The following is a 16,230-nucleotide window of genomic DNA, read 5'->3' on the forward strand; positions in this document are numbered from 1 at the left end:
ATGCCCGACCGCGCCCCGCAGCCGGTGGACCGAGAACTGCCCTCGGAGGAGGCCCGGGACCTGATCTCGCTCGTGCGTGACATCGCGCAGCGGGAGATCGTCCCCAGGGCGGCCGAGGAGGAGGACGCCGGACGCTTCCCACGCGAGACCTTCCGGCTGCTCTCGGCATCCGGGCTGCTCGGCCTGCCCTACGACTCCGCGTACGGCGGCGGCGACCAGCCCTACGAGGTCTACCTGCAGGTACTGGAGGAGCTGGCCGCGGCCCGCCTCACCGTGGGCCTCGGCGTCAGCGTCCACACCCTGGCCTGCCATGCCCTCGCGCACTACGGCACCAAGGAACAGCAGGTCGAGCATCTGCCCACGATGCTCGGCGGCGGTCTGCTGGGCGCGTACTGCCTGTCCGAGGCATCGTCCGGCTCGGACGCGGCGTCCCTGCGGACCAAGGCCGTCCGTGACGGCGACCACTGGGCGATCACCGGGACCAAGGCGTGGATCACCCACGGCGGCATCGCCGACTTCTACACCGTGATGGCGCGAACCGGTGAGGAGGGCCCGCGCGGCATCACCGCGTTCCTGGTCCCCGGCGACGCCGCGGGGCTGACCGGTGCCGCGCCCGAGAAGAAGATGGGCATGAAGGGCTCACCCACCGCACAGGTCCACTTCGACGGGGTGCGGGTGCCCGACGAGCGGCGCATCGGCGAGGAGGGCCAGGGCTTCGCGATCGCGCTGTCCGCGCTCGACTCCGGGCGGCTCGGCATCGCGGCCTGCGCCATCGGCCTGGCCCAGGCGGCCCTCGACGAGGCCCTCGCGTACGCGACCGACCGACGCCAGTTCGGACGGCCGATCTCCGACTTCGAGGGGCTGCGCTTCCTGCTGGCCGACATGGCGACCCAGATCGAGGCGGGGCGGGCGCTGTACCTGGCGGCGGCGCGGCTGCGTGACGCCGGCCGGCCGTTCGCCAAGCAGGCGGCGATGGCGAAGCTGCACTGCACCGACACGGCGATGAAGGTCACCACCGATGCCGTCCAGGTGCTCGGCGGGTACGGCTACACCGCGGACTTCCCCGTCGAGCGCTATATGCGCGAGGCCAAGGCGCTGCAGATCGTCGAGGGGACGAATCAGATCCAGCGGATGGTCATCGCCCGTCACCTGGCTGGTCCCGAGTCGCGCTGAACGGGGCCTGGCCCGTCCCCCGCCGGTTCACCCCGGCAGGGGGCGCCGCGAGCCGCGCCCACTCCGGGTCGTGGCGCCCGGGCAGCGTGCGCCCGCGGTCGGCCCAGGTGCGCATCAGCGCACGGTAGATGGGCGGATCGGGGAGCTGCGGCGGTGGAAGCCATTCGGGCGGTGCGGGAACGAACACCCGCCGCCGACGCCCGGTCGCCGATTGTGTGGGGGTCATACATGGGGAACGCGGGGGCCTGCGCACAGGTCACCGGCCCCGGCAATCGGGCGTGAGTTCCCCAGGGGCTCGTACGGGGGCATGACGTGCCTTCTGCGGACGCGTCGGGCCGCCGGGCGCTATCGGGCGCCACTGGGACGGGTGAGGCTGGACGGGCCGGCCGCGAGGCTCAGGCGGCCTGGCGCCGCAGCGTCCGCGTGCGCATCGGGTGCGAGCCCGGGCCGCCGACGTGCGAGAACGGCTGCATCCGCCAGTCGAGCCCCTGAGGGAGCGTCAACAGCAGGGCGGTGTCCTGCTCCTGGGGCGCCGCGGACTCGTCCGCGGGCCGGGCGTCGGCCGCCGCGCGGCCGGTACCGGCACAGACCGTGAGACCGAACGGGTTCCACGGCGAGGCGCACAGCGCGTGCTCGGGCAGGACCTCCTCGTCCGCCAGGAGCGCGATGGGCTGCGCGCAGTCCGGGCAGATCACCCGGTACATCTCGAAGGTGTCGTACGCGTCGAACTCGTCGTCGGCGGGTTCGACGCCCTCCGGCTCGGGCTCGACGACCGGCTGCTGCCGCTTGGACACCGAACGACCAGGGCGCTTCAGACTCTGCATGGGACTCTCCCCCTCGGGCTGGGCCGGCGAGGCGCTGTGGCCTCGACCACAGCAAGCACTTCCCGTCCCGTCTCGGCGGTAATCACGAGGACATCACGAAGCCTGTCCGGGTGCTGTGGCATTCGTCACATGCCGCCCGCAGGTGCCGGGCCCGGCGGTCGTGTCCCACGGACGGCTCACTGCCCGCCCTCCACCACATCACAAACCGGGTATGACCTGCGCCGCTGAGGTATCCGCCGGGATCGGGCGCACTGTAGGTTCTAGCGCCATGGAGGAGCTGGACCGACAGATCGTGCAGCTGCTCGTCAAGGACGGGCGGATGAGCTATACCGACCTGGGCAAGGCCACGGGCCTGTCCACGTCGGCCGTGCACCAGCGGGTGCGCCGGCTGGAACAGCGCGGCGTCATCCGCGGTTACGCCGCCGTCGTCGATCCGGAGGCCGTCGGGCTGCCGCTGACCGCCTTCATCTCGGTGAAGCCGTTCGACCCCAGCGCGCCCGACGACATCGCCGAACGCCTCGCCGGCGTCCCCGAGATCGAGGCATGCCACAGCGTCGCCGGGGACGAGAACTACATCCTCAAGGTCCGCGTCGCCACCCCCCACGAACTGGAGGAACTGCTGGCACGCCTGCGGACCCTCGCCGGGGTGTCGACGCGTACGACGGTGGTGCTCTCGACGCCCTACGAGGCACGGCCGCCCCGCGTCTGAGGCACGGCCGCCCCGCGTCTGAGCCACGGCCGCCCGGTGGCCGGCGGACCTGCGTGCCGGGCGACTCGCGGCAGGCGCGAGACTGTTCCCCATGAACGAGCGCACCGCCCCCTCGCAGACCGTCCTGCTGCGCCGAGGAGAAGTCCACAGCCCCGCCGATCCCTTCGCGACCGCCATGGTCGTCGAGCGGGGACAGGTCGCCTGGGTCGGCTCCGAGGGCGCCGCGGACGCCTTCGCGGAGGGTGTGGACGAGGTCGTCGACCTGGACGGCGCGCTCGTGACCCCGGCGTTCACCGACGCGCATGTGCACACCACCGCGACCGGTCTGGCGCTCACGGGTCTCGACCTGTCCGGCGCGCCGTCCCTGGCCGCCGCCCTCTCGCTCGTCCGCGACTTCGCCGCCGCCCGCCCGGACGACCGTGTCCTCCTCGGCCACGGCTGGGACGCGGCCCGCTGGCCCGAACGGCGGGCTCCCCGGCGGGACGAACTCGACGAGGCCGCCGGCGGCCGTCCGCTCTATCTCAGCCGGATCGACGTCCACTCGGCCGTCGTCACCACCGCCCTGCTGGATCTGGTGCCGGGCGCACGCGGCAGGGCGGGTTTCACCGACGGGGAACCGCTCACGCGCGACGCCCACCACGCCGTGCGCGCCGCCGCCCTGGCGGCGATCACCCCCGCCCAGCGCACCGAGGCCCAGCGCGCCGCGCTCGCGCACGCCGCCTGCCTCGGCATCGGTTCGGTCCATGAGTGCGCGGGCCCGGAGATCTCCTCCGAGGACGACTTCACCGGGCTGCTGAGGCTCGCCGCAGAGGAACCCGGGCCCCGGGTCGTGGGCTACTGGGCCGAGCGTGCCGAAGAGGGCGTCGCCAGGGCACGGGAGCTGGGCGCGCTCGGCGCCGCGGGAGACCTGTTCGTCGACGGCGCCCTCGGCTCGCACACCGCATGTCTGCACGCGCCGTACGCCGACGCGAGCCACACCGGCACCGCCTACCTGGACGCCCCGGCCGTCGCCGCGCACGTCGTCGCGTGCACCGAGGCCGGGCTGCAGGCGGGATTCCACGCCATCGGCGACGCCGCCGTCACCAGGGTGGTCGAGGGGGTGCGCGCCGCCGCCGAGAAGATCGGCCTCAGCCGCGTCCGCGCCGCCCGCCACCGCGTCGAGCACGCCGAGATGCTCACGCCCGAGACCGTCGCGGCCTTCGCCGAGCTCGGCCTGACCGCCTCCGTCCAGCCGGCCTTCGACGCGCTGTGGGGCGGTGCGGACGGTATGTACGCCCAGCGTCTCGGCGCCGGGCGGGCCCGCACCCTGAATCCCTTCGCGGCCCTGCTGCGCGCCGGCGTCCCGTTGGCCTTCGGCTCCGACAGCCCCGTCACCCCGCTGGATCCCTGGGGCACGGTCCGGGCGGCGGCGTTCCACCGCACCCCCGAGCACCGGGTCTCCGTGCGGGCCGCGTTCACCGCGCACACGCGCGGCGGCTGGCGGGCGATCGGCCGGGACGACGCAGGTGTGCTGGTGCCGGGCGCACCCGCGGACTACGCGGTCTGGCGCACCGGCGAACTCCTCGTCCAGGCCCCCGACGACCGGGTGGCCCGCTGGTCCACGGACCCCCGTTCCGGTACCCCCGGACTGCCCGATCTGACCCCTGGCACCGACCTCCCCGTCTGTCTGCGCACCGTCGTCGGCGGCCGGACCGTGTTCGTACGGCCGGGCGAGTGATCTCGCGGGGTGGCGCGGCGTCGCTCACCCGCCGAAACCGCGTCGCACGACCTGCGCATCCTCCGCGCTGAGCAGGTCATTGGCGAAAGACCCGCACTTCAGACGGCTGTTGACAGCGAGGCGCGTGGGGCCGGTAGGTTCGGCCGGGTCCACCGTCGGACGTCCGACCGTGAAACCTCCGCGCAGTCGCCGGAGCGCCGCTGGGTCATGGGTGGTGTGTCGCACCGGCGCACCACCACTGGGAGCCAGGCTCAGCGCCCGCGCCATGGCGAGGGCAACGTTTCGGTCGGCAGGGTGTGACCCGGGTGGGGCCCGGACGTCCAGTAGACAACGGCTTTCGGTCGACCCGCAGCCAGCGGGTTCCAGGTCGGCCCGAAGGGCGCCGGGCCCCGATCCGCAGGGTGGCCCGGTTCCGGGGGCCACCGGGCCCCGTCCACGGCCCCGTGTACGGCAGGGAACGCGCGAGGTACGGCAGCGAACGCGCGATGTACGGCAGGGAACGCGCGAGCGGCGCTCTTACTCGACTCTTGTGGAATCGACACCCCCATACGACCGTGCGGTCACGTCGGTGCATACGGGGGACACTATGGTTGGTCACCTGCGAACGGACATGAAGGGGCAGCAGTGAACGACGGCGACGGGACCCTTGCGGCAGGAGCCCAGGGGAGGCAGTTCGGTCCGCTCGGCACGGCCTTGGTGATCATCCCGACCTACAACGAGGCGGAGAACATCAAGGCGATCGTCGGCCGGGTGCGGTCGGCCGTGCCCGAGGCGCACGTCCTCGTGGCCGACGACAACAGCCCTGACGGCACGGGCAAGCTCGCGGACGAGTTGGCGGCCGAGGACGACCACGTCCAGGTGCTGCACCGCAAGGGCAAGGAAGGACTGGGCGCCGCGTACCTCGCGGGCTTCCGGTGGGGCCTGGAACGTGACTACGGCGTCCTCGTCGAGATGGACGCCGACGGTTCCCACCAGCCGGAGGAACTTCCGCGCCTGCTGACCGCGCTCAAGGGCGCCGACCTCGTGCTCGGCTCCCGCTGGGTGCCGGGCGGCCGGGTCGTGAACTGGCCCAAGTCCCGTGAGTTCATCTCCCGCGGCGGCAGCCTCTACTCGCGCCTGGCGCTCAGTCTGCCGCTGCGCGACATCACGGGCGGCTACCGCGCCTTCCGGCGCGAGACCCTTGAGGGCCTCGGCCTCGACGAGGTCGCCTCGCAGGGGTACTGCTTCCAGGTCGACCTGGCCCGCCGAGCGGTCAAGGCCGGCTACCACGTGGTCGAGGTGCCCATCACCTTCGTCGAGCGGGAGCTGGGCGACTCCAAGATGAGCCGCGACATCCTGGTCGAGGCGCTGTGGCGGGTCACGGCGTGGGGCTTCGGGGATCGCGTCGCCAAGCTCAAGGGCCGCGGCAAGTCCTCCTGAGCGACCTCGCGGGTCCCCGCGGGCACCGAACGTCAACCAGGGGCCGCTTCCGGTGGTCACCCGTAAGGGCTCACCGGTACGGCCCCTGGCAGCACAGATGCGAGTGATCAGTCCCTTAGGGGTCCTTGTGCAAGGACCCCTTGTCCCGCTTATCCCGCGCTGAGCCCGCACCAGGCACACTGGGAGCATGACGACTGGCGCACCCACTTCTCCGTACCCCGCCCGGCCGCGGCGTTCCCGACTGGGCACGTTCCTGCCGCTGGGCGTCGCCGCATGGCTGGTGCTGGAGATCTGGCTGCTCACGGTGGTGGCGGACGCGGCCGGCGGGTTCGCGGTGTTCCTGCTGCTGGTCGCCGGTTTCGTGCTCGGCTCCGTGGTCATCAGGCGGGCCGGGCGCCGCGCCTTCCGCAATCTGAGCGAGACGCTGCGGGCGGGCTCGCCCGGCGCGGAGCCGACGGGCGGCGGTGGCAACGGGCTGACGATGCTCGCCGGCCTGCTGCTGATGCTGCCGGGCCTGATCTCCGACGCGGTGGGCCTGCTGCTCCTGCTCCCGCCGGTCCAGAAGACCGTGCGCGGTTACACGGAGCGCACCATCGACCGCAAGCTCCGCGCGACGCCTTACGGCAGCTTCGGCGACGCCTTCCAGCAGGCTCGCATCCACCGTCCGGACGGCAAGGTCGTCCAGGGTGAGGTCGTCAGGGACGACGCGCGGGACTCGGACGAGTCCTCGCAGGAGCCGCGCCCGCCGCTGACCCGCTGAGCTGCTCTCGTGCGGTGGACCGGCGCCGGTCCACCGCACGCACGCGACAGTGGGCGCCGTACGTCACACCGACGTACGGCGCCCACTGTTCGGTGTGCGCTGTGTGCCGCCCGGCCCCCGGAGGGGCTACGCGGACTTGCGGCTGTCCCGCGGATGAACCGCGATGTTCATCGCGCCGGAACGGAGAACGGCCAGACGCTCCTCGAGGACCTCTTCGAGCTCCTCACGGGTGCGCCGCTCCATCAGCATGTCCCAGTGCGTACGCGCGGGCTTGGCCTTCTTCTCCTCCGGGCCGTCGCCGTCCACCAGGAGTGCCTGGGCTCCGCAGACCTTGCACTCCCACTCCGGCGGGATCTCCGCCTCGACCGAGAAGGGCATCTCGAAGCGGTGCCCCTTCTCGCATGCGTACTCCACGGCCTGGCGCGGGGCCAGGTCGATGCCGCGGTCCGTCTCGTAGCTGGTCACCACGAGGCGCGTGCCGCGAAGAGCTCGCTCACTCATGAATCGTGCCTCCCGGGCTTGTCGCCCACAGGACAGGTGTCGCTGTCGTCGTCATCCGGTCAACGTCCGGTCGGCGGTAAAGATTCCCGTTCCGAGTCCCGTTCCGGGTCATGCGTCGCCGTCGTAGCCGCCCCTTGTTGTACCCACCGGCGCCCGGTTTGTCACATCTGCTAGCAGATGTCACCCAGCGTTTCGGCTCCTTTGACGCGCAGTAACGGTACGCCTGGCAGGCCAAACGCGTACACTACAGCCCTTTGCGCTCGGGTGCTAAATCCTCTCGGGTACCGGATTGCCCGCGTCGCGCACCGCCTGCCGTACCGGCACCCGTGCCAGCAGCGCGAACCCCAGGACGAAGAAGGCCACCAGCGAGATGATCGCGTCCCGGTAGCTTCCGGTCAGCTGGTACGTGAGCCCGAACAGCAGCGGGCCCAGCCAGCTCATGCCGCGGTCGCTCATCTCGTACGCCGAGAAGTACTCGGCCTCCTTGCCCGGCGGAACGAGATGGGAGAAGAGGGAGCGGGACAGCGCCTGGCTGCCGCCGAGGACCAGTCCGATGGAGGCGGCGAGCACGAAGAACCACGTCGGCGCGCCCGCGGGGAGGAAGTAGCCGGCGCCGAGCGTCACGGTCCAGGCGACGAGCGAACCGAGGACGGTGCGCTTGGCGCCGTACGTCCGGGCCAGCCGTCCCATGCCCAGGGCACCGCCCACCGCCAGCACCTGTACCAGCAGCACGGCGACGATCAGCGTCGACTGGCTCAGGCCCAGCTCCTGGGAGCCGTACACCGACGCCTGGGAGATCACGGTCTGGATGCCGTCGTTGTAGACGAGGTACGCGAGCAGGAAGGCGAGGGTGAGCGGTGTGCGGCGCATGTCCCGGACCGTGGCCGCCAGCTGCCGCCAGCCGTGCACGGCCGGGGCCGTGGACGTCGTGCGCCGGTCGCGCAGCCGCCTCAGCGGTACCAGTGTGAAGGCGCCCCACCAGATGCCCGCCGAGGCCAGGCAGATGCGCACGGCCATGGACTCGGAGACGCCGAAGGAGTCATGTGCCGTGAAGAGGACCAGGTCCCCGATCAGGACCAGGGAACCGGCCGCGTAGCCGAAGGCCCAGCCGCGCGAGGAGACGGCGTCGCGCTCCTCGGGCGGGGCGATCTGCGGCAGATACGAGTTGTAGACGACCATCGAGACGGCCACCGACGCGTTGGCGACGACCAGCAGCAGCCCGCCGAGCAGATAGCGGTGTCCGCCCAGGAAGAACATGCCCGTGGTGGCGGTGGCGCCCAGATAGGCGCACAGGGCGAGCAGGGGCTTCTTGCGGCCGCTGCGGTCGGCCGCCGCGCCCGCGAGCGGCATCACCAGGATCGCCAGGACGACGGAGGCCGAGACGGAGTACGCGAAGAACGAGCCCGCTCGGACCGGGACGCCCAGCGGGTGCACATATCCGTCGGCGTCCGCAGCCGACTTGGCCACCGATGTCAGATAGGGGCCGAGGAACACGGTCAGCACGCTCGTCGAATAGACGGAGCACGCCCAGTCGTAGAAGTACCAGCCGCGCTGTTCGCGCCGTCGTCCGGCGGCCTCCTCGGCCTCCCCCAAGGACTCCGACAGGCTCCGTCCAGGGGGGACCCCCATCGTCTGCTCGGTGTCGGTGCCCACCCGTGCCCTCGCTTCCCCGTGAACGTGACCGCGCGCGGGGCGTTCAGAGCCAGGTGCCCCGGTCCTCCAGGACCTTGCGCAGAGTGTCGATGTGATCGGTCATGATGCCATCCACTCCTAGGTCCAGGAGCCGGTGCATGCGATCGGGTTCGTTGACCGTCCACACATGCACCTGCAGCCCGAGCGTATGGGCCGTGCGCACGAACCGGTGGTCGACCACGGGTATGCCCGACTGGGACTCCGGAACCTGGGCGGCGACCGCCGAGCGGCGCAGCGCCGCGGGGATGCCCCAGGAGCGCAGCCGCAGGCCCAGCACACCGCGTGTCCCGTACGACGTCGCAAGGCGCGGCCCGGCCAGGCGCTGGGCGCGCACGACGCGCGCCTCGGAGAACGAGCCGACGCAGATCCGGTCCCAGGCGCCGGCGCGCTCGATCAGGTCGAGCAGTGGGTGCAGGGCGGGCTCCGCCTTGACGTCGACGTTCCAGCGCACCTCGGGGAACTCCTCCAGCAGCTCCTCGAAGAGGGGCACCGGCTCGCTGCCCGCCACGCGCGCGTGCCGCACGTCCTCCCAGGGGAGATCGGCGATCCGCCCCGCACCGTCCGTCACCCGGTCCAGGGTCGCGTCGTGGAACGCCACCAGCTTCCCGTCGGCCGTGGCGTGCACGTCCGTCTCGATATAGCGGTAGCCCGCCGCCACTGCGCGCCGGAACTGCGTCATGGTGTTCTCCAGGCCGTCCGCCGCCCCGCCCCGGTGGGCGAAGGCGATCGGGCCCGGATGGTCGAGATAGGGGTGGCGTATGAGGGTGGTCACCGGGGCAGTATCGCTCGCTCCGGTTGCCCGGTGGCAACCACCGTGCTGCGCCCCGATGCCGAGGGGACGGCGAACACGCGCAGGAAGAGCTGGGCGAGCGGGCCGATGGACAGCGCGTACAGGACGGTGCCCACTCCGACGGTGCCGCCGAGGACGAACCCGGTCGCGACGACGGCGATCTCCACGGCCGTACGGATCAGCCTGATCGAGCGGCCGGTACGCCGGTGCAGTCCGGTCATGAGGCCGTCGCGCGGGCCGGGGCCGAAGGCGGCGGCGATGTAGAGGCCGGTGGCCACGCCGTTGAGCAGGATGCCCGCGAGGAGCAGGGGCACCCGGACGGTCAGGGAGCGAGCGTCGGGGAGCGCGGCGAGGGCGGCGTCCATGGCGAAACCGATCACGAGGACGTTGGAGACGGTGCCGAGACCGGGGCGCTGGCGCAGCGGGATCCACAGCAGCAGGACGCTCGCGCCCACGATCGTCAGCACCACGCCCATGCTGAGTCCGGTGAGCTCGGCGAGACCCTGGTGAAGGACGTTCCAGGGCTCCAGACCGAGACCCGCCTTCACGAGGAGGGCGGAGCTCGCGCCGTACAACGCGAGTCCCGCGTACAGCTGGAGGAGCCGTCGGACGAGACGGCTGCTCGGCGATGGCTCGGACATGCCAGCGGACAAAACGTGCCCCCCTGTGGTGGTAGTGGCCTGGCGCATGTCACCCTGTGGCTTGGAGAGGGAAGCCATCCATGGCCAATTCGGGGAAGGTGGACTGGAAATCATGGCGCAGTGGACCTCGGCGGTGGGTGCGGCACAGCTTGCCCGGCTGCTCAACTCCCAGCAGGACCGCCCAGCCGGCCCGGGCACCCGTCGCCCGCCCGCCTATCGCGCGCTCGCCGACGGCATCCGGCTGCTCGTCCTGGAGGGCCGGGTGCCGGTCGCGGCCCGGCTGCCCGCCGAGCGTGAGCTCGCGCTCGCCCTGTCCGTGAGCCGTACGACGGTCGCGGCCGCGTACGAGGCGCTGCGCACCGAGGGCTTCCTGGAGTCCCGCCGCGGAGCGGGCAGCTGGACGGCCGTGCCGGCCGGGAACCCGCTTCCGGCGCGCGGACTCGAACCACTCCCGCCCGAGGCGCTGGGCTCGATGATCGACCTGGGCTGCGCGGCGCTGCCGGCCCCGGAGCCCTGGCTCACCCGGGCGGTGCAGGGCGCCCTGGAGGAACTGCCGCCGTACGCGCACACGCACGGCGACTACCCGGCGGGTCTGCCCGCGCTGCGCGCCATGCTCGCCGACCGCTACACGGCACGGGGTATCCCGACCATGCCCGAGCAGATCATGGTGACCACGGGCGCCATGGGCGCGATCGACGCGATCTGCCATCTCTTCGCCGGGCGGGGCGAGCGCATCGCGGTCGAGTCGCCGTCGTACGCCAACATCCTCCAGCTGATGCGGGAGGCGGGCGCCCGGCTGGTCCCCGTGGCCATGGCCGAGGGGCTCGACGGCTGGGACCTGGACCGCTGGCGCCAGGTGCTGCGGGAGGCCGCGCCGCGGCTCGCCTACGTGGTGGCCGACTTCCACAACCCGACAGGCGCGCTGGCCGACGAGGACCGGCGCCGACGGCTGGTCGAGGCGGCCCGCTCCGCCGGGACGGTGCTGGTCGTCGACGAGACGATGAGCGAGCTGTATCTGGAGGACGGCGTGCGGATGCCGCGCCGGATGTGCGGCTTCGACCCGGCGGGCTCCACGGTCATCACCGTGGGGTCGGCGAGCAAGGCGTTCTGGGCGGGCATGCGCATCGGCTGGGTTCGGGCGGCCCCGGATGTGATCCGCAGTCTGGTGGCGGCCCGCGCGTACGCCGACCTCGGTACGCCGGTCCTGGAGCAGCTGGCCGTGAACTGGCTGCTGAGCACGGGCGGTTGGGAACAGGCGGTGGAACTGCGGCGCGGGCAGGCCCGGGAGAACCGGGACGCGCTGGTGGCCGCCGTCCGCAGGGAGCTGCCGACGTGGGAGTTCTCGGTGCCGCAGGGCGGTCTGACGCTGTGGGTGCGCACGGGAGGTCTGTCGGGCTCCCGTCTCGCGGAGGCCGGGGAGCGGGTCGGCGTCCGGGTGCCGTCGGGGCCGCGCTTCGGGGTGGACGGAGCGTTCGAGGGGTACGTGCGGCTGCCGTTCACGGTGGGCGGCGCCGTGGCGGAGGAGGCGGCGGTACGCCTGGCGGCCGCCGCCCGCCTGGTGGAGACGGGTGCCTCGGGCTCCGCCGAGGCACCACGCACCTTCGTCGCCTGACCCGGCGGCCCGGGGCCGGAGCTGCGACGGGCCGGCTGGTCTGCGTTCCCTGCCGCCGCCGGGGGTTGCCGGGGGGTGTCAGCCCTCCGTGGCCAGTGCCTCCGCCGGTACCGCCTCGACGGGGTCGCTGCGGCGCGGCAGCAGCCCCAGGACCGCCTGGCGGTGCTGCTCGCTGGTCGCGTCGTCGTACGGGTCCGGAGTGGCCGGTACCTGGAGACGGTGGACCGGGCCCGAGCCCAGGCGGGCGTAGCCGCGGCCGGGCGGGACGTCCTCGGTGGGCGTGGTGTGCGGCGGCGCGCCGAGTACGGCCTCCAGCTCGTCCGGCGCCGCGGAGCCGAGCACCACGCGCGCGCGGGTGTACTGCCGGACCGCGTCGGACAGCCCGTCCAGCCCGTCGAACTGCTCGGCGACCACCACCGTGACGTTGGCCGCGCGCCCGTGCCGCAGGGGCACCTGCAGCAGCGTCTGGGGATCGCCCCGGCCGTCGGCCGCCGCGAGATGCCCCAGCACGCTCGGCCGGTCCAGCAGGATCCACAGCGGTCGTCTGATGTCGTCCGGCGGAGGGTGTCCGGCCTGCCGGGCACGGTTGGCGGCGATCAGCCGCCGTTCCGTCTCGTGTGTCGCCCACTCCAGGCTCGCCATCGCCCCCGCGAGTCCCGACTCCACCGCCAGCACGCCGTGTCGGCCCGTCAGGCACGCGTACTCACCGGTGCCGCCGCCCTCGACGATCAGGACATCGCCGTACTGCAGCGCCTGGAGGGCGATGGAACGCACGAGCGTCGTCGTGCCGCTGCCGGGTCCGCCGACGATCAGCAGATGCGGTTCGGTGGAGCGCGTGCCCGTGCGCCACACCACCGGGGGGACGTCGCGCTGCTCCTCGCCGTGGGTGAGGGGGAGGGTGCGCTGGACGCCGGTCGGGTCGGTGAAGCCGAGGACCGTCTCGCCCGGGGCGGTCACGAAGCGCTGTGCGGCGATGTCCGTGGGCAGCGGCGGCAGCACCGTCACCGCCAGCTCGTTGCCCTCTTCGTTCCACGCGAAGTGGTACTCGCGGCCCCGGCCCGACTTGGCGTGCAGGAGCTGCTCGATCCGGGCCCGGGAGGCGGCCTCGCCGTCCGTGAAGTAGGCCGGGTAGCGGACGAGCAGGCGCGAGACGCGCCCGGTGTCGTCGAAGTCGTACGAGGGGAAGGCCTGCGTCCAGTCCCCGCCGTGCGCGTACAACGGAGCCGGGTCCCCGGCGGCCGAGAAGTACGGCACCAGCGCCTCGTACAGCGACCGAAGGCGCTTGGTCCCTGAGTCGTCCGGCCCCTTGGGCGCGGGCGTGCCGCGGCCGCGGCCCTGCCAGGCCGCCGCCGCCATCACGGTGGTGACGGCGAACAGCGGCCCGTACGGCACCAGGGCCACGACCAGGATCACCGAGGCGACCAGGAAGAGGAGCGGTCCCCGCCGGTCCTTCGGTGTGTCCGCCCACCTGCGCCGCCCTGCCCCGGCCAGCAGGCGCAGTCCACGGGTGACGGTGATCAGCGGCTGGAGGATGTCGGTGGCGCCGCCGGCCGCGGTTCGCGCCAGCTCCCGGCTGCGGGCGATCTGTGCGCTGCCGTTGCTCAGAATGCGAGGGAGTGGGCGCCGGGCCACGTCGTTCTCCTGGGTGTACGTGCGGTCGGGAGCGGGGTCAGAAATTGAGCCCGCTCAGGAGTCCCGCGAGGCTTTGGCCACCGGCCTTGATGCTCGGGGCGATCGCGGTGCTCGAGAGGAAGAACCCGAAGAGCCCGCAGACCGTGGCGTGAGAGCTCTTCAGGCCGTGGTTTCGGCAGAACAGGAAGACGATGGTGCCGAGCAGGACGACGCCCGAGATGTTCAGAATCATTTGCTCTCTCCTGGTTCGTGGCGGCAGTTACCATGAGTCCTTCCAGGTTCACAGAATGTATCCATAGGATAAAAGGTGCAACCGGGTGAAAACTAATGCAATTCGTCCGACTGGGGGAGTAGTCTGCACCGCCTGAGCAGGGCTGATGCGCTCAACAGGCGCTGCGCCGATCTTTGCCTGGTGCGGCGCCCGTCATGGGCCATGAAAGCCAGTACGCTGGCGATTCACCCGTACGGCGTCACCACTCGCCGCCGTTCGAGCCCGTGTACGACCGCTCCGCTCGCTGTCGTACGCTCCCGCAGTCCCAGCAGTCGCAGTGAGAGGCGGTCCGGCCGATGACTGAAGCCCCCGACCCCGAGGTCGTGGAGCTCGCGACCAAGATCTTCGATCTGGCGCGCCGAGGCGAGACCGAGACGCTCGTGGCATACGTCGACGCGGGCGTGCCGGCCAACCTCACCAATGACCGCGGCGACTCCCTCGTGATGCTCGCCGCCTACCACGGCCACGCCGGCACCGTCCGGGCGCTGCTGGAGCGCGGCGCGGAGGCCGACCGGGTCAACGACCGAGGCCAAACCCCGCTCGCGGGCGCGGTCTTCAAGGGCGAGGAAGAGGTCGTACGGGCCCTGCTGGACGGCGGCGCCGACCCGGCCGCGGGCACCCCCTCGGCCATCGACACCGCCCAGATGTTCGGCAAGAAGGACCTGCTCGAACTGTTCGGCGCACACTGATGCGAACGCTCTGACCAGCGAAGACGACGAAAACGGGGGAGGCGGTACGGGGCCGCCCGAAATAAGGTCGCGGCAGCGAGAGACGCCGGGTCATCATGACGTCGTGGTTCACGGACGCGATGGCTGGGCAGGTGTTGCCGCACCGCGCGGACCGTGATGCGGTCCGCACGGGCCACCGACGAGAGGCAGAGGAAGATGGTCTACAGCAAGCAAGAGACGGCGGGTGCCCCGACGTGTTGTCACGCGGCCAGGTAGTGCGTGTTCCCCGGTTGCGTCGACGCTTGATGTGAGGCTGTTTCCCATGTTCGAACCGGTCATAGCGCCCAGCGGTACGCTGCTCGGCCTGCTCCAGAGGGGTCGCGGCGACGGTACGCTGCATGCGCTCACCGCACCGCGTGCCGAGGCGCTCGCGGCTCTCGACCACTGTGTGCTGCGCGACCCCCGCCACGACTGGCAGGTGGAGAACCGCTCCCTGTACTACGCCCGGCTCTACGTCGATCTGAACGGCGAGCTGGACGGCATCGAGGCCCATCTCTTCAGCGCCGAGGACGTCCTCGACACCGACGAGTGCCGCACCGGGCTGTCCCTCGCGGTCCTCGGGCACCTCGCCTCCTACGGCAGGCGCGACGCGCTGGAACTGCTGCGCAGGTACGCGGCCTCGGGCGCCAACTGGGCCTGGGCCCTCGACGAGCTGGCGCTGCGCGACGACGACGCGGGGCTGCGCGCCCTCGCCGCCCCGGTCCTGGCACGCTTCCCCGCCGACGCCGAGGGCGAGGCCGAACTCGCCGTCGCCGTCCGGGACGCCTTCGAACCGCGGCCCTGGCGCCTGTGGGCCGACGACCCGCGCGAGTCCATCGCCACGCGGGTCCGTGCCGCCCATGAGGCCGGCTGTTTCGACCGCTGGCAGCGGCAGCTGCGACCGCAGGGACCCCGGCCGGGGTGGAGCGTGCAGGCCGTCTTCGACTGGGCCCAGCAGGGCATCGAACGCGGCGCCGCGCTCCATGTGCCCGCCGCCCGCTGCCTCACCGCCGTCGCGGGTCCCGAGGACCGCCCCGAGATCGTCGAGGCCGCGCGCGGGGGCAGCGACGGGGCGCGTTGTACCGCCCTGCGCTACCTCGCCGACGGCGACGATCCCGACGCCCTCGATCTCATCGAGGGCGCCGTGTCCACCGGATCCGCGCTCGTGGCCGACGCGGCCGCGGACGCTTTCGAACGCATGCGCAGTATCGCTGCCGTCGAGCGGGCGCGCGGCTGGGCCCACCGGCCGGACGTTCTGGGTGCCGCCGCCGGGCGCATGCTCGCCTGCCGGGGCGGTGCCCAGGATCGCGACCTGGTGCTCGCGGCGCTGCGGGAGGCGGTACGGGGCGAGGGCCCCGACGCGCCGACCCTGTGGACCCTCGTCGACGGCGCCGGACGGCTGGAAATCGCCTGCGCCGCACCCGTGCTGCGCCATGTCTACCGTGAGACCGCCTCGTCCCATCTCCGCGGCCGCGCGGCCCGCGCGCTCGCCGCCACCGACCCCTCCTTCCCCGCCGGGTTCGCCGTCGAATGCCTCTGGGACTGCGAGGAGTCCACCCGCGAGATCGCCGCACGGCACGCCGAGACCGGGGACGCCCGTGTCGTCGAGCAGTTGCGCCGGCTCGCCGCGGATCCGGCCGAGGAGGCCGAGGTGCAGACAGCGGTACGCAGCCGGATCGGGCCCGACATGCCTGCCGTATGAACGTTCGGTGACCCGGGAGTCAGTAACGCATGGACGCGGGCTGACCTGCTCGGCCGCGCAGCCCAACGCTCACAGGACGT

Annotated in this window: 16 protein-coding genes; 8 read left to right on the forward strand and 8 right to left on the reverse strand. The window is 72.4% G+C overall.

What is annotated here, in order from left to right:
* Window positions 1-1,173 (forward strand): acyl-CoA dehydrogenase family protein, encoded by a 1,173-nt coding sequence (locus ASC56_RS20585; protein ID WP_055492932.1) that lies wholly within the window; start codon window positions 1-3, stop codon window positions 1,171-1,173.
* Here the strand turns inward: ASC56_RS20585 and ASC56_RS42015 are convergent.
* Entirely contained in the window at window positions 1,136-1,399 is a 264-nt protein-coding gene (locus tag ASC56_RS42015) for a hypothetical protein (protein ID WP_079102613.1), read from the reverse strand. The genes ASC56_RS20585 and ASC56_RS42015 overlap by 38 nt on opposite strands.
* A 169-nt stretch (window positions 1,400-1,568) precedes the next feature.
* Window positions 1,569-1,997, reverse strand: coding sequence for a hypothetical protein (locus ASC56_RS20590; RefSeq protein ID WP_055492933.1), 429 nt, complete (start codon window positions 1,995-1,997; stop codon window positions 1,569-1,571).
* 268 nt (window positions 1,998-2,265) lie between these two features.
* Here ASC56_RS20590 and ASC56_RS20595 point away from each other — a divergent pair, with 268 nt between their 5' ends.
* The 4 genes from ASC56_RS20595 to fxsA all read left to right on the forward strand — a co-directional run bounded on the left by ASC56_RS20595 (window position 2,266) and on the right by fxsA (window position 6,602).
* On the forward strand, window positions 2,266-2,706 hold the full coding sequence (locus ASC56_RS20595) for an Lrp/AsnC family transcriptional regulator (RefSeq protein ID WP_055492934.1): 441 nt from the start codon (window positions 2,266-2,268) through the stop codon (window positions 2,704-2,706).
* Between the two features lie 91 nt (window positions 2,707-2,797).
* Window positions 2,798-4,423, forward strand: coding sequence for an amidohydrolase (locus tag ASC56_RS20600; RefSeq protein ID WP_055492935.1), 1,626 nt, complete (start codon window positions 2,798-2,800; stop codon window positions 4,421-4,423).
* Window positions 4,424-5,047: 624 nt separating this feature from the next.
* Complete coding sequence (locus ASC56_RS20605) at window positions 5,048-5,842, forward strand: polyprenol monophosphomannose synthase (RefSeq protein WP_055492936.1); 795 nt, start codon at window positions 5,048-5,050, stop codon at window positions 5,840-5,842.
* A 187-nt stretch (window positions 5,843-6,029) separates the two neighbouring features.
* Window positions 6,030-6,602, forward strand: coding sequence for an FxsA family membrane protein (fxsA, locus tag ASC56_RS20610; RefSeq protein WP_055492937.1), 573 nt, complete (start codon window positions 6,030-6,032; stop codon window positions 6,600-6,602).
* 126 nt (window positions 6,603-6,728) lie between these two features.
* Here the strand turns inward: fxsA and ASC56_RS20615 are convergent, their stop codons facing one another.
* The 4 genes from ASC56_RS20615 to ASC56_RS20630 all read right to left on the reverse strand — a co-directional run bounded on the left by ASC56_RS20615 (window position 6,729) and on the right by ASC56_RS20630 (window position 10,274).
* The gene (locus tag ASC56_RS20615) at window positions 6,729-7,103 is read right to left on the reverse strand and encodes an RNA polymerase-binding protein RbpA (protein WP_003977404.1); all 375 of its coding nucleotides are present in this window, start codon (window positions 7,101-7,103) and stop codon (window positions 6,729-6,731) included.
* Window positions 7,104-7,370: 267 nt separating this feature from the next.
* A complete protein-coding gene (locus tag ASC56_RS20620) occupies window positions 7,371-8,732 on the reverse strand; it encodes an MFS transporter (protein ID WP_055493018.1) in 1,362 nt (453 codons plus the stop codon).
* A 67-nt stretch (window positions 8,733-8,799) separates the two neighbouring features.
* Window positions 8,800-9,567 (reverse strand): glycerophosphodiester phosphodiesterase, encoded by a 768-nt coding sequence (locus tag ASC56_RS20625; RefSeq protein WP_055492938.1) that lies wholly within the window; start codon window positions 9,565-9,567, stop codon window positions 8,800-8,802.
* A complete protein-coding gene (locus ASC56_RS20630) occupies window positions 9,564-10,274 on the reverse strand; it encodes a hypothetical protein (RefSeq protein WP_199836032.1) in 711 nt (236 codons plus the stop codon). Before ASC56_RS20630 ends, ASC56_RS20625 begins: the two co-directional genes overlap by 4 nt.
* A 64-nt stretch (window positions 10,275-10,338) precedes the next feature.
* Here ASC56_RS20630 and ASC56_RS20635 point away from each other — a divergent pair, with 64 nt between their 5' ends.
* On the forward strand, window positions 10,339-11,838 hold the full coding sequence (locus ASC56_RS20635) for a PLP-dependent aminotransferase family protein (RefSeq protein ID WP_055492940.1): 1,500 nt from the start codon (window positions 10,339-10,341) through the stop codon (window positions 11,836-11,838).
* A 78-nt stretch (window positions 11,839-11,916) separates the two neighbouring features.
* On the opposite strand, the gene ASC56_RS20640 is transcribed toward ASC56_RS20635, so the two are convergent.
* A complete protein-coding gene (locus ASC56_RS20640; RefSeq protein WP_055492941.1) occupies window positions 11,917-13,470 on the reverse strand; it encodes an ATP-binding protein in 1,554 nt (517 codons plus the stop codon).
* Window positions 13,471-13,507: 37 nt separating this feature from the next.
* Window positions 13,508-13,702 (reverse strand): hypothetical protein, encoded by a 195-nt coding sequence (locus tag ASC56_RS20645; protein WP_055492942.1) that lies wholly within the window; start codon window positions 13,700-13,702, stop codon window positions 13,508-13,510.
* Between the two features lie 335 nt (window positions 13,703-14,037).
* Between ASC56_RS20645 and ASC56_RS20650 the strand changes: the two genes are divergently transcribed.
* Both ASC56_RS20650 and ASC56_RS20655 read left to right on the forward strand, forming a co-directional pair.
* Window positions 14,038-14,430, forward strand: a complete 393-nt coding sequence (locus tag ASC56_RS20650; RefSeq protein WP_055492943.1) for an ankyrin repeat domain-containing protein — start codon at window positions 14,038-14,040, stop codon at window positions 14,428-14,430.
* Between the two features lie 301 nt (window positions 14,431-14,731).
* Window positions 14,732-16,150, forward strand: coding sequence for a hypothetical protein (locus tag ASC56_RS20655; protein ID WP_055492944.1), 1,419 nt, complete (start codon window positions 14,732-14,734; stop codon window positions 16,148-16,150).
* The last annotated feature ends 80 nt before the right edge of the window (window positions 16,151-16,230 follow it).

It is taken from the genome of Streptomyces sp. TP-A0356 (genome assembly GCF_001417775.1).
In the GTDB taxonomy this organism is placed as follows: Bacteria; Actinomycetota; Actinomycetes; order Streptomycetales; family Streptomycetaceae; genus Streptomyces.

Coding starts and splice junctions, on each gene's coding strand:
- ASC56_RS20655 (WP_055492944.1), top strand. CDS start 14,732: ATGTTCGAACCGGTCATAGCGCCCAGCGGTACGCTGCTCGGCCTGCTC.
- ASC56_RS20650 (WP_055492943.1), top strand. CDS start 14,038: ATGACTGAAGCCCCCGACCCCGAGGTCGTGGAGCTCGCGACCAAGATC.
- ASC56_RS20630 (WP_199836032.1), bottom strand. CDS start 10,274: ATGCGCCAGGCCACTACCACCACAGGGGGGCACGTTTTGTCCGCTGGC.
- ASC56_RS20645 (WP_055492942.1), bottom strand. CDS start 13,702: ATGATTCTGAACATCTCGGGCGTCGTCCTGCTCGGCACCATCGTCTTC.
- ASC56_RS20615 (WP_003977404.1), bottom strand. CDS start 7,103: ATGAGTGAGCGAGCTCTTCGCGGCACGCGCCTCGTGGTGACCAGCTAC.
- ASC56_RS20620 (WP_055493018.1), bottom strand. CDS start 8,732: ATGGGGGTCCCCCCTGGACGGAGCCTGTCGGAGTCCTTGGGGGAGGCC.
- fxsA (WP_055492937.1), top strand. CDS start 6,030: ATGACGACTGGCGCACCCACTTCTCCGTACCCCGCCCGGCCGCGGCGT.
- ASC56_RS20600 (WP_055492935.1), top strand. CDS start 2,798: ATGAACGAGCGCACCGCCCCCTCGCAGACCGTCCTGCTGCGCCGAGGA.
- ASC56_RS20595 (WP_055492934.1), top strand. CDS start 2,266: ATGGAGGAGCTGGACCGACAGATCGTGCAGCTGCTCGTCAAGGACGGG.
- ASC56_RS20585 (WP_055492932.1), top strand. CDS start 1: ATGCCCGACCGCGCCCCGCAGCCGGTGGACCGAGAACTGCCCTCGGAG.
- ASC56_RS20635 (WP_055492940.1), top strand. CDS start 10,339: ATGGCGCAGTGGACCTCGGCGGTGGGTGCGGCACAGCTTGCCCGGCTG.
- ASC56_RS20590 (WP_055492933.1), bottom strand. CDS start 1,997: ATGCAGAGTCTGAAGCGCCCTGGTCGTTCGGTGTCCAAGCGGCAGCAG.
- ASC56_RS42015 (WP_079102613.1), bottom strand. CDS start 1,399: ATGACCCCCACACAATCGGCGACCGGGCGTCGGCGGCGGGTGTTCGTT.